Origin of the sequence: Mycobacterium persicum (assembly GCF_002086915.1) — a bacterium.
GTDB classification, from domain to species: domain Bacteria; phylum Actinomycetota; class Actinomycetes; order Mycobacteriales; family Mycobacteriaceae; genus Mycobacterium; species Mycobacterium persicum.
Genome location: NZ_MWQA01000001.1, coordinates 3,727,689 through 3,741,713, shown reverse-complemented (window position 1 = coordinate 3,741,713; position 14,025 = coordinate 3,727,689). Strand labels below are relative to the sequence as shown.

The following is a 14,025-nucleotide window of genomic DNA, read 5'->3' as shown; positions in this document are numbered from 1 at the left end:
CATGAGCGTGTACAAGGTGATCGACATCATCGGGACCAGCCCTACCTCCTGGGAGCAGGCCGCGGCGGAGGCGGTGCAGCGGGCGCGGGAAAGCGTCGACGACATCCGGGTGGCCCGAGTCATCGAGCAGGACATGTCGGTGGACTCGAGCGGCAAGATCACCTTCCGGATCAAGCTCGAGATCTCGTTCAAGCTGAGGCCGGCCAAACCGCGCGATTAAACAGCATCCGAGCCGTTGCGCCGTCGGGCCGTTGCGCGTCTGGCTTCGACTGTGCGCGTGTGGCTTTGAGTGTGCATCCACGGCTTTGACTGTGTACTCAAGGCTGAGGATTCGCTGCGGCGCCGCCCCAGCCGCACGCTCGACGCCACCACCGCACACTCGACGCCACCACCGCACACTCGATTCACCAAGCCCGCGACAGGTCGGCGTGCTGCCTGATCCACGCGTGCATCGCGATCCCCGCGGCCACGCCGGCGTTGATGCTGCGGGTCGAGCCGAACTGAGCAATCGACACCGTGATCGACGCGCCGGCGCGGGCGGCGTCGGTGATGCCGGGTCCTTCCTGACCGAACACCAGCAAGCACTCCCGCGGCAGCGTCGTCTCCTCCAGCCGCGCCGCCCCGGGGACGTTGTCGACGGCGACTACCGTCAGCCCAGCGCCAGTCGCGAACTCCATCAACTCGGCGGTGCTGTCGTGGTGGCGCAACCGCTGATAGCGGTCGGTCACCATGGCGCCACGGCGGTTCCAGCGCCGACGACCGACGATGTGCACCGTGTCCACCGCGAACGCGTTGGCGGTGCGTACCACCGAACCGATGTTGGCGTCGTGACCGAAGTTCTCGATCGCCACATGCAGCGGATGACGGCGAGTATCGATGTCGGCGACGATCGCCTCCCGGGTCCAATACCGATAGGCGTCGACGACATTGCGGCTATCACCGTCGCGCAACAACTCTGGGTCATACCGCAGGTCGTCGGGCAAATCACCCACCCAGGGACCGACGCCGCCGGCCGGCACCGCCCATTCGGTGGGCCCCGCTTCGTTCATCGCGACGTCCACACCGCGGCGTGAGTGCCCACGATCGCCACCGTCGCATACAGCAGCGCCTGGTTGATTTCACCCTGGGTGCACAGCGACGCGTCGACGTGTACGGCGTCGCGGGACGCGTCCGGCAGGATCAGCACCGATGCCCCATAGGCCGCGCACGCCGGGCTCAATCCGCGCCCGGGCAGCGTCGGCGCGGCAAGCAGCATCATCGGCCCGCCGCGGGCTGCGGAGTCGTCGCGATAGCGGGTCGCCAGCGCGTCGGCGGCCAACCCCAGCAGCATGTAGCCGTTGCCGGTGAATGCCGCTGGGTCCCCGAGCTGGGTCTTGGTCACCGGCGTACCGTCGGCGCGCCAGGCCGACAGGCTGGTGGTCTTGACCACCAGGCCGGTGTCGTTCTGATTGGTCGGCAACATGCCCACCGGGAATGCGGCCGGGTAAGCGGCCGCGGTATTGGCGATCCGATCATGGGGCGAATAGATATACACACCGCGCACCGCGCTGCGGTCGGTCAGCGGGCCCAGACAGACCGTGCCGGTGAGCCGGTCCGGCGGCGCCGACAACGGCTTGGCGATGTCACGCACCTTGGTCATCGCGTCGTCGCAGCTGCCGAGGCCGGTCGACTCCAGCGGATGGGCCAGGGCGCCGTAGAGGCCGTAGCGAATGTCCTCGGGTTTGGCGTGCGGCGCACGGGGGTCGCTCGGCGAAGCATCGACGTCGACCAGCACGTAGTCACCGGACCAGCGCAGATTCGACACCGCCATGTTCCACCCCAGCACCGGCAGCGATTCGCCCAGCCGGGCGCTCTGAGCGCCATAGATGCGATCGGGTCTCGAATCGGAGCACGCCATCAAGGCCGCCACGCAGGACAACGCCACGATCAGCGCAACCAGAACACGCACCGCCGCCGGCCTAGCCCAGCCCCAGATCGGCAAGCCCCAGCACGCTGCGGTACGGCAGACCTGCGGCCTCGATGGCCTCGGCGGCACCGGTGTCGCGGTCGACGACAACGGCCACGCCGACCACCTCGCCTCCGGCGTCTTGGACGGCGTGCACCGCGGTCAGCGCCGAGTTGCCGGTGGTGCTGGTGTCCTCGACCACCAGGACCCGCTGGCCGGACACCTCGGAACCCTCGATAAGTCGTTGCAGGCCATGGGTTTTCGCCGACTTGCGGACGACGAACGCGTCGATCGGGCGGCCGGGCGCGTGCATGATGGCGGTCGCCACCGGGTCGGCGCCGAGCGTCAGGCCGCCGACGAGCGCATAGTCCCAGTCGGCGGTGAGTTCGCGCATCAGCCTGCCGATCAATGCCGACGCCCGGTGATGCAGGGTGGCGCGGCGCAGGTCGACGTAGTAGTCGGCCTGTTTGCCCGACGACAGCGTGACGCGCCCGTGCACCACCGACAACCCGCGCACCAGCTCGGCGAGCTCGCCGCGGTCAGCTTCGGCCACTGCCGCCGCCGACACGCTTTACTGCCGCCCTGACCAGGCCCCGCGGCATCAGCCGCCCGGCCGAGACAATCGCCTTGTAGTGCAGGCCCGGGACGCTGATCACCTTGCCGCGGGTGACATCGGCCAGACTCTGACTGACCACGTCGTCGACCTCGAGCCACATGAACGACGGGAGGTTGGCCATGTCGATGCCGGCCCGGGCGTGGAATTCGGTGTGCACGTAGCCCGGGCATACGGCGTGCACACTGACGCCGGTGCCCTGCAGCCCGTTGGCCAACCCCTCGCTGAACGAGATCACCCAGGCTTTGGACGCCGAGTAGGTCGATCCGCGACCGGATAGCAGACCGGCGACGCTGGCGATGTTGATGACGGCGCCGGCGCCGGCTTCGAGCATGGCCGGTAACGCGGCCCGGGTCAGTTGCATCACCGCCGTCACGTTGACGTCGAGTTGCGCCTGCAGCAGGGCGGGATCGGTCGTCCAGAATTCCCCGGAGGTGCCCAGACCGGCATTGTTGACCAACACCCGGACGCCCCGGGAGAGCCGTTCGGCGACCTTGGCTCTGTCGGCCGCGTCGGCCAGGTCCGCGGGCAGGATCTCGACACCGCCGGCCTGCGCTTCCAACTCGCCGGCCAATTGCTGCAACCGGTCGACATCACGGGCGACGAGAACCAGGTCGTAGCCGTCACGCGCGTAGCGTCGCGCATAGCCGGAGCCAATCCCGGAAGTCGGACCTGTGATCAGCGCGACGGGCCGTGGCATGAGCGACAGTGTACTGACCGGCCGCCGGCCCTCGGGGCCCTGCTATCAGTGCTGGAAGTTGCTGGCTTGCCGGCCGTTACGACCGGCCGGCGGCGGACGCCGAACGCCTTCGGGACGACCTTCTTCACGACGTACCGGCTCGGCCACCCGCCGCGCCGGATCGGGTATCAGCCCGGCGGCCGGGTCGACCTGAGCGCGCCGGGGTGGCAGTTCTGCCTGACGCGCGGATGCCAGCGGACGCCCCGGTGCTGCGTTGCGCGCTGGTTCTGCGCTCTCTGCAGAGGTCTCGTCCTGCGGCAGCGGCGGCAACACCCGCAACAGGTCGTTGAACTGGCGCACGGTGCGCAGTCCCTCGTCCCACTGGGTGCGGGTGCTGGAGATCGGCATGCTGACCAACGTCCAGTTCTGCTCGTTCCACATGATCTCGGCGCAGTCGGGTGCGGTGTGCGCGAAGGTGACCATGCGCCGATCGCAGGCCCGCCGGGCCGCGTCGAGATTGGTGGAATAGACCATCCGCGGCCCGATGGCGCCGAGCAACCAGATGTCGCTTTCCCGTGGTTCCTTGAGTCCCTTGAGCCGCAGGTCCACCACGACGTTGGTGCCCACCTTGCGGTGCAGGGCGATCACCGTGGCGACTTCCTCGAGATCGAAAATGTAGACGGCCTCGCCGCGGATCTGACCCAGCACGACGTTCTTGGCCGGGACATCACCGACCGTCGACATCACACCGCGCTTCCAGCGATGCAGGATTTCGGTCGACTCGCGCTCGTAGTCGAAGCCGTGCGATCGCGCCCACGACCTACGACGTCGGCTGCGCCCGCGTTGTCGATCGACGTCGACGTACAGCAACACCACCGCACCGACGAAACACAGCGCGGACAGCGTGAACCAAAGCGGGACCACGGGAGACAGCCTATCTGCTGATGGGCCCGAATAAAGAATCCGAGCAGGTCACAACCGAATCACAGGAGTCAATACCAGGCGCGTCGGATGTCCGGCCGCATGGGGCGGCAAACGCATTTCACTGTCGGGTGGATCATTGCCGACATCGAATCCGCACTTTCGAGACGGGAGTCATCTGTGTCCCCTGCAGACGAGACGCTGCATATCGACGTTCCGGTCGAACTCGAGGAGGTGAAGGTCGTATTCAGCGTGGCATCGCTCACCTTCGAAGGCGACATGCCGGCCGTCCTGTTCCACCTCGGAATCGTCGCGGCCGACGCCACCGCCTGGCAGGCCAGCTCGCACGTCGTCGCCGTGTTCCACACGAATGCCGGACACGTGACACTCGACGACCAGGCCTACAACGCCAACCGGCACGTCAGCACCGGCAATCCGTACAAGCCGGTGCTGGCCGACCTGATAGCCAAGGGCGTGCACGTCGAGTTGTGCGGAGCCACCGCCAGGGCCAACGGTTGGCGCAATGCCGACCTCATCCCCGGGACCAGGATCAACAGGAATGCCATGGCCCGACTGACCCAGCTGGTGCAGCAGGGGTACGTGAAGATCTCGGAGGCTTAGACGTATGAGGGATTACCGGCTCATCCGCAGCTCCAGGGCGAACGGTGTCTGCCGGGCGACGATCGGTCATCCACCGATCAACTTGCTGGACATGCCCCTGCTGACTGAGATCGACCGGCTCTTGGGGAAGTCGCCGGCGACGACGGGGTGCGGGTGCTGATCGTCGACTCGGCCGATCCGGAGTTCTTCATCGCGCATGCGGACGTCTCGCTGCTCGGCGACTTGCATGGCCGTCCCGAAACTGCGGACACCGCACTGCACGACGAACTGTCGTTCTTCCACGCGATGACGGAGCGGATCCGAACCCTGCCGAAGGCAACCATCGCGGTCATCGAGGGAATCTGCCGTGGTGGTGGCTGCGAGTTCGCGATGGCTTTCGACATACGTTTTGCCGCGCTCGGCACGACCGTGCTGGGCCATCCCGAGGTTTCGGTGGGAATCATTCCCGGTGCGCGGCGCGCCGGCTGCTCCGGGCGGTCATCGACGCCGGCGCCCAGACCCGAGACTTCGAGCGGGGCGCCGCGCCGAAACCGCCCCCGTCTTAGCCCAGGATCAGTGCGTCGCCGTCAGCGCTGACATTGACCGGCACCACGTCGCCGTCGTGCACCTCGCCGGCCAGCAGCATCTTGGCAAGCTGGTCACCGATGGCCTGCTGGACCAGCCGCCGCAACGGACGCGCGCCGTACACCGGGTCGAATCCGCGATGCGCCAGCCACTGCTTGGCTTGCAGCGACACCTCGAGCTGCAACCGCCGTTGCGCCAGCCGTTTCTGCAGCTGCGCCAACTGGATGTCGACGATCTGCACCAACTCCTCGGGGTTGAGGCCCTCGAAGATCAGCACGTCGTCCAGCCGGTTGATGAACTCCGGCTTGAACGTCGCGCGCACCGCGGCCATCACCTGCTCCTCGCTGCCGCCCGATCCCAGGTTGGACGTCAGGATCAAGATGGTGTTGCGGAAGTCGACGGTGCGGCCATGGCCGTCGGTGAGCCGGCCTTCGTCGAGCACCTGCAGCAGCACGTCGAACACGTCCGGGTGGGCCTTCTCGACCTCGTCGAACAGCACCACGGTGTAGGGACGGCGGCGCACCGATTCGGTCAGCTGACCACCGGCCTCGTAGCCGACGTACCCGGGCGGGGCGCCGATCAGGCGGGCCACGGTGTGCTTTTCGCCGTACTCGCTCATGTCGATGCGGACCATCGCCCGCTCGTCATCGAATAGGAAGTCGGCCAGCGCCTTGGCGAGCTCGGTCTTACCGACACCGGTCGGTCCGAGGAACATGAACGCCCCGGTCGGCCGGTTGGGGTCGGACACGCCGGCCCGGCTGCGGCGCACCGCATCCGAAACGGCTTGCACCGCCTTCTTCTGCCCGACGACGCGCTTGCCCAGCTCGTCTTCCATCCGCAGCAGCTTGGCGGTCTCGCCTTCCAGTAGCCGCCCGGCCGGGATCCCGGTCCAGGCCGATACCACGTCGGCGATGTCGTCGGGACCGACCTCTTCTTTGAGCATCACTTGCTCGCGGGCCGTCGCCTGGGGCAGCGCCGCGTCGAGTTTCTTCTCCATTTCCGGGATGCGCCCATAGCGCAGCTCGGCGGCCTTGGCCAGGTCGCCGTCGCGCTCGGCGCGCTCGGATTCCCCGCGCAGGGCTTCCAGCTGCTCCTTGAGCTCACGGACGATCTCGATGGCGTTCTTCTCGTTCTGCCATCTCGTAGTCAGTTCGGCGAGCTTCTCTTTCTGGTCGGCCAGCTCGGCACGCAGCTTTTCCAGCCGCTCCTTGGACGCCTCGTCCTCCTCCTTAGCCAGCGCCATCTCCTCGATCTCCAGTCGGCGCACCAGCCGCTCGACTTCGTCGATCTCGACGGGCCGGGAGTCGATCTCCATCCGCAGCCGGCTGGCGGACTCGTCGACCAGGTCGATGGCCTTGTCCGGCAGGAAGCGGGCGGTGATGTACCGGTCGGACAGGGTGGCCGCGGCCACCAACGCCGAGTCGGTGATCCGCACGCCGTGGTGCACCTCGTAGCGGTCTTTGAGCCCGCGCAGGATGCCGATGGTGTCCTCCACCGATGGCTCGCCGACGAACACCTGCTGGAAACGGCGCTCCAGCGCGGCGTCCTTCTCGATGTACTTGCGGTACTCGTCCAGGGTGGTGGCACCGACCAGCCGCAGCTCGCCGCGCGCCAGCATCGGCTTGATCATGTTGCCGGCGTCCATCGCACCCTCACCGGTCGCGCCGGCGCCCACGATGGTGTGCAGCTCGTCAATGAACGTGATGATCTGCCCGGCCGAGTTCTTGATGTCGTCGAGGACGGCCTTGAGCCGTTCCTCGAACTCGCCGCGGTACTTCGAGCCGGCGACCATTGAGCCCATGTCGAGCGCGATGATCGTCTTGTCGCGCAGACTTTCCGGTACATCGCCGTCGATGATGCGTTGGGCCAGACCCTCCACGATCGCGGTCTTGCCGACGCCGGGCTCGCCGATCAGCACCGGGTTGTTCTTGGTGCGACGGGAGAGCACCTGAATGACGCGGCGGATTTCGTTGTCCCGCCCGATGACTGGGTCGAGCTTGCCTTCACGAGCCCGCGCGGTCAGGTCGGTCGAGTACTTCTCCAGCGCCTGATAGGTCGCCTCAGGTTCGGGGCTGGTAACGCGCGCGCTGCCGCGCACCTTGACGAACGCCTCTCGTAAGGCTTGCGGCGAGGCACCGTGCCCGTTGAGCAGCTTGGCGACGTCTGAATCACCGGTGGCCAAGCCGACCATCACGTGCTCGGTGGAGACGTACTCGTCATCCAGCTCGGTGGCCAGCTGCTGGGCGGCGGTGATCGCCGCCAGCGACTCGCGCGACAGCTGCGGTTGCGAACTGGCGCCGCTGATCTGCGGCAATCGATCGAGCAGACGCTGCGCTTCGGCGCGGACCGCGGCGGGCTCCACGCCGACGGCCTCGAGCAGCGGCGCGGCGATGCCGTCGGCCTGCGTCAACAGGGCCATCAGCAGGTGTGCAGGCCGGATCTCGGGATTGCCGGCAGCCGATGCCGCTTGCAGGGCCGACGTCAGCGCCGCCTGCGTCTTGGTGGTCGGGTTGAAAGAGTCCACGACAACTCCGTTCGGGATTTACGTTCGGTGAAAAATGCCTGTCGGGTTGTGCAACGCCGTCAATGTTGAGTCTGTTCCGCTCAAGGTTAGGTTGTTGGCGAACGCCGCGCCCATATGTCTGATACCACTGAGCTCAGCTTGGTAACAAGAGACCGCCGAATTCTGGGAACCCGGCGGTAGCAACGACGGCGGGTGCAACACCACGACGTCAGCTACCGTTCTTCGCGTGACGGTCGGAGAGCCTTCGTAAATGGTTGAAGTGGTACCGCTCGCCCTGGTGATCACGGTTTCGCCGCTATCGATCATCCCGGGAGTGCTCGTCTTGCACGCGCAACATCCGCGGGAGAGCGGTCTGGCCTATCTCGCCGGCTGGCTGCTGGGGCTGGCAGGGCTGACCTCGCTTGCCATCAGCATCTCCAACCTGCTGGGCGGTCTGCGCGAGACGCCCCCCGCATGGGCGTCCTGGCTGCGGATCGTCCTGGGCATAGCGCTGATCGTGTTCGGCGTCATCCGCTGGCTAACCCGCCGCGGTCACGACCACATACCGGCCTGGATGCGAACGCTCACCTCGGTCACCCCAACGCGGGCGGCGCTGACCGCAGCGGCACTGACGGTGCTCAATCCCAAGGTGTTATTCATCTGCGCGGCAGCCGGATTGGCAATCGGCACCGATGCACTGGGTAACAGCGGGACGGTGATATCGGCCACGCTCTTCGTGGCTGTCGCCGGCTCGTCGGTCGCGCTTCCGGTGTTGGCCTATACCGTCGCCGGGGAGCGCCTCGACGCTCCGCTGGAGCGACTGAAGAATTGGATGGAAAAACACAACACCGCAGTAGTGGCAGCGATCTTGGTGGTGATCGGGTTAGCGGTGCTGTACAAGGGAATTCACGCCCTGTAAGGCGTGGCGGGTTGCGCTCGCCGCTGGTTTCCCCGGCTCAGGGCGGTGTTGCCCGCAGTCAGCTTCGATGTTCGAGGATGTTCGAGATCGCTGAGCACCACGCCCGGCGAGCCTAGAATCGGGGTCCGTGGGCCTCGAGGACCGAGATGCATTGCGGGTGCTGCGCGACGCGTTCGCCCCTTCCGAGGGCCCCAACGAACTCGTCCGCCGGTTCTACACCACCTGGTTTGCCCTCGACGTTTCGGTGCGCGACCTGTTCCCTCCCGAAATGGACAGTCAACGAGCAGCTTTCGCGCACGCGCTGCACTGGGTGTATGGCGAACTCGTCGACCAGCACGCCGAAGAACCGGTGGCCTTCCTGGCCCAACTCGGCCGGGACCACCGCAAACACGGCGTGCTCCCAACCCAATACGACACCTTGCGCCGCGCCCTGTATCAGACACTGCGCGGCTATTTGGGCAGCTCCTGGACTGACAACGTCGAGCGGGCCGCCGACCAGTCGCTGAACCTGATCACCGGGGTGATGAGCGGCGCCGCCGACGCCGAGCAGGGGCCCGCGTGGTGGAACGGAACGGTCGTCGAACACGCCCGGGTGTCGCGTGACCTCGCGGTCGTCCGCCTGCGTCTGGACCAGCCGCTGGACTACCACCCCGGCCAGTACGTCAATGTCCATGTCCCGCAATGCCCCCGCCGCTGGCGATACCTCAGCCCCGCCATTCCCGCCGACCCCGACGGCCGGATCGAGTTTCACGTCCGCGTGGTGCCCGGCGGCCTGGTGAGCAACGCCATCGTCAACGAGACCCGGCCCGGTGACCGGTGGCGATTGTCCAGCCCGCACGGCGGCTTTCACGTGACCCGCGACGACGGCGATGTGCTCATGGTCGCCGGCAGCACCGGCCTGGCACCGCTACGGGCGCTGATCATGGACCTCAGCCGGTTTGCGGAGAACCCGCGAGTCCACCTGTTTTTCGGGGCTCGCTATTCCTGTGAGCTCTATGACCTGCCCATGCTGTGGCAGATTGCCGCACACAACCCGTGGCTCTCCGTCTCGCCGGTCTCTGAGTACTCCCGCGACCCGTCGTGGGCCGCGGAATACCCCGACGTGTCGCCGCCTCGCGGCCTGCATGTGCGTCAGACCGGGCGGTTGGCCGACGTGGTCACCAGGTATGGCGGTTGGGGCGACCGGCAGATCCTGATCTGCGGCGGCCCGAACATGGTCCGCGCCACCAAGGCCGCCCTCATCGCGAAAGGCGCTCCGCCGGAACGTATTCAGCACGACCCGCTGTCGCGGTAGGGCAGCGCCGGGCCGCGTTGCCGACCCACACCAGAAACGCCGGCAGCAGAAGCCGCCGAGCAGGCCGGGCCGGCCGATTAGGCTGGCGGGGTGCACGTCGTCACGCTGCGCGACCCGTCCTCCCCGGTGGCGGCGCAATTCGTGCCCGCGGCCGGGATGATCGGCAGCGCCCTAACCGACGCGGGTGTGCAACTGCTCGGTCAGCGAAGAGGTCTGGACGCCTACATCACCGCGGGAAAGACGATGGGGATACCGATTCTGTATCCGTGGGCGAATCGGCTGGGCGCCAACACCTATACCGCCGAAGACGCGACGGTAACCCTGACTCCGGGAGCAAACGGAGTCCGCACCGATCCCGCCGGGTTACCCATCCACGGCGTCTTGGCCGCATACCCGGGCTGGCGGGTGACGGCCGAATCGGCGAACGAACTGACCGCCGAGCTGGATTTCGGCGCCGAGCCAAAGTTGCTGGCCAGCTTCCCGTATCCGCATGTGCTTGCGATGGCGGTGCGGCTGGCGGACCGGACGTTGACGGTGCGCACCACGGTCACCGCGACCACGGACCGGGCGGTGCCGCTGTGCTTTGGTTTCCACCCGTACCTGCACGTGCCGCATGTCGCGCGCGGCGACTGGACAATCGAGACACCGCCGCTGCGGCATTTGTATCTCGACGAGCGGGGATTACCCACCGGCAAGACGGCCGAGCGGCCGGCGATGTCACAGCAACTGCGTGACGAGGCTTTTGACGACTGCTACGACCAGGTCGCCGAGGGATCGGTCTTCGCGGTCCGCGGCGGCGGCCGCCGCCTCGAAGTGCGTTTCGAACACGGGTATCCGGCGGCGCAGATCTTTGCGCCCCCAGGCGAGGACGTGGTCTGCTTCGAGCCGATGGCGGCGCCGACGGATGCGTTGCGCCGCGGCGGCTATCGGGTTGCGCGGCGCAACGAACCGGCGGTCGCCCAATTTTCCATCCGTGTGTGAGCGCTATAAATGCAAAAAGACCCGCGTACACCATTTTTGAAGTTTTTGTCCGAATCAAAGACGGTCCGCTGTCGCACTTCTGAATAATCGTTACGCTGGGACACTCACGGACCCGAGGGATGCGACGGCATCACCTGCCTCTGCGACGGCGACCAACGGTTCCAGGCAGGAGAGCTGATGAATTTCGCGGTCTTGCCACCGGAGGTCAAATCGGCGCGTATGCATCTGGGCGCCGGGTTGGGGCCGATGCTGACCGCGGCGGCGGCCTGGGACGGGCTGGCCGCCGAGCTGGGTTCGGCCGCCACCTCTTTTTCCGTGGTGACCACCGGACTCACGGGTTCTCTCTGGCTCGGTCCGTCCTCGGCGGCGATGGCCGATGCCGCCGCACCCTACCTGGGTTGGTTGAACGCCGCGGCGAACCAGGCCGAGCAGGCAGCCGTCCAGGTACGGCTGGCAGCGGCCGCGTTCGAGGCGGCGCTGGCGGCCACGGTGCATCCGGCCCTCATCTCGGCCAACCGCAGCCAGTTTGTGTCGCTGGTGTTGTCGAACCTGTTCGGGCAAAACGCCACCGCGATCGCCGACGCTGAAATTCACTACGAACAGATGTGTGCCCGGGACGTGGCCGCGATGTTCGACTATTACTCCGGGGCGTCCGCGGCTGTGTCGACGTTGACGCCGTTTCCCTCGACGCTGCGGGGTCTGGCCAACCTGGCGGGTCCGACGGCGGGCGCGTACGGTGCTGCCGCTGCCACCGTCACTGCGGCTGCGGCCGCCGCGCAGGACATTGTCGTCCCCTTCCGCAACGTGGGCTTGGCCAACGTCGGCCAGGGCAATCTCGGCAACGCGAACATCGGCGACTTCAATTTCGGCTCGGGCAACACCGGCAGCGGCAATATTGGCAGCGGAAACATCGGCAGCGGAAATGTCGGCTTCGGCAATACCGGCAACGGGAACAGCGGTATCGGACTCACCGGGGATCACCTGCGCGGGTTCGGCGGCATGAATTCCGGCACCGGTAACGTCGGCTTCTTCAACTCGGGCACCGGCAACGTGGGAATCGGGAACTCGGGCATCGGAAACTCGGGCAACGGCTACAACACGGCAACTACAACACCGGCATCCTCAACGTGGGCGATGTCGACACCGGCGCTCTCATCGACCTGGCGGGATTGTTCCGCGACGGAACGAGCACGCTGTTCAACGTCGGGCTGGCCAACCACGGCATCGTGAATTTCGGCAGCGCCAACATCGGTAACGACAACTTTGGTAACGGAAATATCGGCAGCTTCAACCTGGGTAACGCCAACATCGGGGACCACAGCGTCGGCAACGGCAACCTCGGCAGCGCCAATGTCGGCAGCGGTAACCTCGGCAGCGGCAACATCGGGTTTGGGAATGTCGGTAGCTCGTTGACAGCGGGGTTGAACAACCTCGGGATGGGCAACACCGGAAACCACAACTTCGGCTGGGGCAATACCGGAGACGGCAATATCGGCTTCGGTAACACCGGCAACGGAAATATCGGTTTCGGGCTCACCGGCGACAAGCAACGCGGCTTCGGTACGTTGAACTCCGGCACCGGCAACATCGGGTTGTTCAATTCCGGAACCAACAACATCGGCATCGGCAACTCCGGTACTGGAAACTGGGGCATCGGCAACTCCGGCGACTACAACACCGGCATCGGCAACACCGGCAGCACCACTACCGGATGGTTCAACTCCGGCGCCGCCAACACCGGGATCGCCAACGCCGGCAACTACAACTCCGGTTTGTACAACGCGGGTGAAACGAACACGGGCAGCTTCAACAGCGCAGACCACAACTCGGGTGGCTTCAACTCGGGAATGTACAACACGGGATACTTCAACGGCGGCGACTACAACACCGGCATCGGCAACACCGGTGACGTCAACACCGGCGCCTTCAACTCGGGCAACTACAACAACGGCTTCCTCTGGAGAGGCGATTACCAAGGTTTGGTTCGACTCTCCTACCACGTGACCATTCCCGAATTTCCGTACCAGGGCGATGTGCATGGCCTCGTCGAACTACCAATCCAGGGCACCATCAACGAAATCACCCAGGATGCGTTCACCATTTCCAAGATCCGGATCAAAGTCGTTCTGCACCAATGGCCGGGCATAAATATCACCGTCTATGACGGCGACCTAGGCCCTTGGACCATTCCTGCGAATGTGTTATCGGCTCCAAATAAATATCGATGACATCGTTCGCACAACCTTCGAAAAGTCCGGCGGTGGCACGGCGGGCCCGTACACCTTCGGTTTTGACTTCGTCCAGGGACCGGGATTCTTCAATTCAACGACCGCTCCGTCGTCAGGCTTCTTCAAACTACGGCAGTGGCACGTCTCGTCCGGGTTCTTCAACTCCGACGACGGTCTATCGGGAATCATCAACACCGGCACCAACCATTCGGGCATCTGGAACGCCGGCGCACTGGAAGACTCGGGCTTCTTCAACTACGGCGCGCTGACATCGGGCCTGTTGAACAAGGGCAATACCATCTCGGGCATATTCAATACCAGCACAGTGGATCTCGCGACGCAGGCATTTGTATCCGGCATCGCAAACATCGGCACCCAAGTGTCTGGCTTCTTCCACAACGTCAGGCTGCCGTAACTGTCTCATCGTCCGCTCACGCGGGCGGTGGCTGATCGCCTCCCGGGTTGACCCGAATTGGTGCACACGGTCGCCGGACGCTACCACGCTGAGTCGCGCGGCCGGGCCAACTGCGCTCAGTGCGCGCGTCGGTCGCCGCCCTGAACGCCAGCGGGCGCACCGAGCGTGACCTGGCGACGAAAATCCGGCCAACTTCTCACCGTCAGAACACGTTCGGCGACATCGCGGTGACGACGCTCACCGGCTCCAGCTGGATGGCGCCGTTCGCTCGCCCGCTCACGCGGGCTCCGCTCACCGGCTCCAGCTGGATGGCGCCGTTCGCTCGCCCGCTCACGCGGGCTC

14 protein-coding genes and 2 pseudogenes are annotated in these 14,025 nt (G+C 65.9%); 9 read left to right on the top strand and 7 right to left on the bottom strand.

Annotation, left to right across the window (positions count from 1 at the left end):
* The first annotated feature begins 1 nt into the window (after position 1).
* Entirely contained in the window at positions 2–220 is a 219-nt protein-coding gene (locus B4U45_RS17060; RefSeq protein ID WP_075546390.1) for a dodecin family protein, read from the top strand.
* 184 nt (positions 221–404) lie between these two features.
* Here the strand turns inward: B4U45_RS17060 and B4U45_RS17055 are convergent, their stop codons facing one another.
* From B4U45_RS17055 to ttfA, 5 genes are read right to left on the bottom strand one after another with little or no spacing between them, the layout of a single operon-like run.
* Positions 405–1,049, bottom strand: a complete 645-nt coding sequence (locus tag B4U45_RS17055; RefSeq protein WP_075546411.1) for a TrmH family RNA methyltransferase — start codon at positions 1,047–1,049, stop codon at positions 405–407.
* Complete coding sequence (locus B4U45_RS17050) at positions 1,046–1,948, bottom strand: hypothetical protein (protein WP_075546389.1); 903 nt, start codon at positions 1,946–1,948, stop codon at positions 1,046–1,048. Before B4U45_RS17050 ends, B4U45_RS17055 begins: the two co-directional genes overlap by 4 nt.
* A 10-nt stretch (positions 1,949–1,958) precedes the next feature.
* Positions 1,959–2,498: an orotate phosphoribosyltransferase gene (gene pyrE, locus B4U45_RS17045; RefSeq protein ID WP_075546410.1), complete on the bottom strand. Its 540-nt coding sequence runs from the start codon at positions 2,496–2,498 to the stop codon at positions 1,959–1,961.
* Complete coding sequence (locus B4U45_RS17040) at positions 2,485–3,258, bottom strand: SDR family NAD(P)-dependent oxidoreductase (RefSeq protein WP_075546388.1); 774 nt, start codon at positions 3,256–3,258, stop codon at positions 2,485–2,487. The genes pyrE and B4U45_RS17040 overlap by 14 nt, the downstream gene beginning before the upstream one ends.
* 45 nt (positions 3,259–3,303) lie before the next feature.
* The gene (ttfA, locus tag B4U45_RS17035) at positions 3,304–4,161 is read right to left on the bottom strand and encodes a trehalose monomycolate transport factor TtfA (protein WP_075546387.1); all 858 of its coding nucleotides are present in this window, start codon (positions 4,159–4,161) and stop codon (positions 3,304–3,306) included.
* Positions 4,162–4,338: 177 nt separating this feature from the next.
* On the opposite strand from ttfA, the gene B4U45_RS17030 reads away from it, so the two are divergent.
* Together B4U45_RS17030 and B4U45_RS17025 are read left to right on the top strand one after the other, a co-directional pair.
* The gene (locus tag B4U45_RS17030) at positions 4,339–4,779 is read left to right on the top strand and encodes a DsrE family protein (RefSeq protein WP_075546409.1); all 441 of its coding nucleotides are present in this window, start codon (positions 4,339–4,341) and stop codon (positions 4,777–4,779) included.
* A gap of 153 nt (positions 4,780–4,932) precedes the next feature.
* Positions 4,933–5,355, top strand: coding sequence for an enoyl-CoA hydratase/isomerase family protein (locus B4U45_RS17025; protein ID WP_241780204.1), 423 nt, complete (start codon positions 4,933–4,935; stop codon positions 5,353–5,355).
* On the opposite strand, the gene clpB is transcribed toward B4U45_RS17025, so the two are convergent.
* Positions 5,321–7,867 (bottom strand): ATP-dependent chaperone ClpB, encoded by a 2,547-nt coding sequence (gene clpB, locus B4U45_RS17020; protein ID WP_075546386.1) that lies wholly within the window; start codon positions 7,865–7,867, stop codon positions 5,321–5,323. The two genes, B4U45_RS17025 and clpB, sit on opposite strands and share 35 nt — an antisense overlap.
* Before the next feature lie 250 nt (positions 7,868–8,117).
* On the opposite strand from clpB, the gene B4U45_RS17015 reads away from it, so the two are divergent.
* The 6 genes and pseudogenes from B4U45_RS17015 to B4U45_RS16995 all read left to right on the top strand — a co-directional run bounded on the left by B4U45_RS17015 (position 8,118) and on the right by B4U45_RS16995 (position 13,683).
* Positions 8,118–8,765, top strand: coding sequence for a GAP family protein (locus B4U45_RS17015; protein ID WP_075546385.1), 648 nt, complete (start codon positions 8,118–8,120; stop codon positions 8,763–8,765).
* Between the two features lie 127 nt (positions 8,766–8,892).
* On the top strand, positions 8,893–10,059 hold the full coding sequence (locus B4U45_RS17010) for an FAD-binding oxidoreductase (protein WP_075546384.1): 1,167 nt from the start codon (positions 8,893–8,895) through the stop codon (positions 10,057–10,059).
* 90 nt (positions 10,060–10,149) lie between these two features.
* On the top strand, positions 10,150–11,040 hold the full coding sequence (locus B4U45_RS17005) for an aldose 1-epimerase (RefSeq protein ID WP_075546383.1): 891 nt from the start codon (positions 10,150–10,152) through the stop codon (positions 11,038–11,040).
* Positions 11,041–11,217: 177 nt separating this feature from the next.
* A pseudogene (locus tag B4U45_RS30705) lies at positions 11,218–11,961 on the top strand (PPE family protein); the annotation flags it as partial.
* A pseudogene (locus B4U45_RS30700) lies at positions 11,887–13,073 on the top strand (hypothetical protein); the annotation flags it as partial. The pseudogenes B4U45_RS30705 and B4U45_RS30700, both read left to right, overlap by 75 nt.
* 163 nt (positions 13,074–13,236) lie before the next feature.
* Positions 13,237–13,683, top strand: coding sequence for a hypothetical protein (locus B4U45_RS16995; RefSeq protein WP_075546380.1), 447 nt, complete (start codon positions 13,237–13,239; stop codon positions 13,681–13,683).
* A gap of 202 nt (positions 13,684–13,885) precedes the next feature.
* On the opposite strand, the gene B4U45_RS29915 is transcribed toward B4U45_RS16995, so the two are convergent.
* The gene (locus B4U45_RS29915; protein WP_258174359.1) at positions 13,886–14,017 is read right to left on the bottom strand and encodes a hypothetical protein; all 132 of its coding nucleotides are present in this window, start codon (positions 14,015–14,017) and stop codon (positions 13,886–13,888) included.
* Positions 14,018–14,025: the final 8 nt, after the last annotated feature.

Excerpts from the sequence above, each read along its gene's own strand:
- B4U45_RS16995 (WP_075546380.1), top strand. The coding sequence starts at position 13,237 with ATGTGTTATCGGCTCCAAATAAATATCGATGACATCGTTCGCACAACC.
- B4U45_RS17040 (WP_075546388.1), bottom strand. The coding sequence starts at position 3,258 with ATGCCACGGCCCGTCGCGCTGATCACAGGTCCGACTTCCGGGATTGGC.
- B4U45_RS17060 (WP_075546390.1), top strand. The coding sequence starts at position 2 with ATGAGCGTGTACAAGGTGATCGACATCATCGGGACCAGCCCTACCTCC.
- B4U45_RS17055 (WP_075546411.1), bottom strand. The coding sequence starts at position 1,049 with ATGAACGAAGCGGGGCCCACCGAATGGGCGGTGCCGGCCGGCGGCGTC.
- B4U45_RS17015 (WP_075546385.1), top strand. The coding sequence starts at position 8,118 with ATGGTTGAAGTGGTACCGCTCGCCCTGGTGATCACGGTTTCGCCGCTA.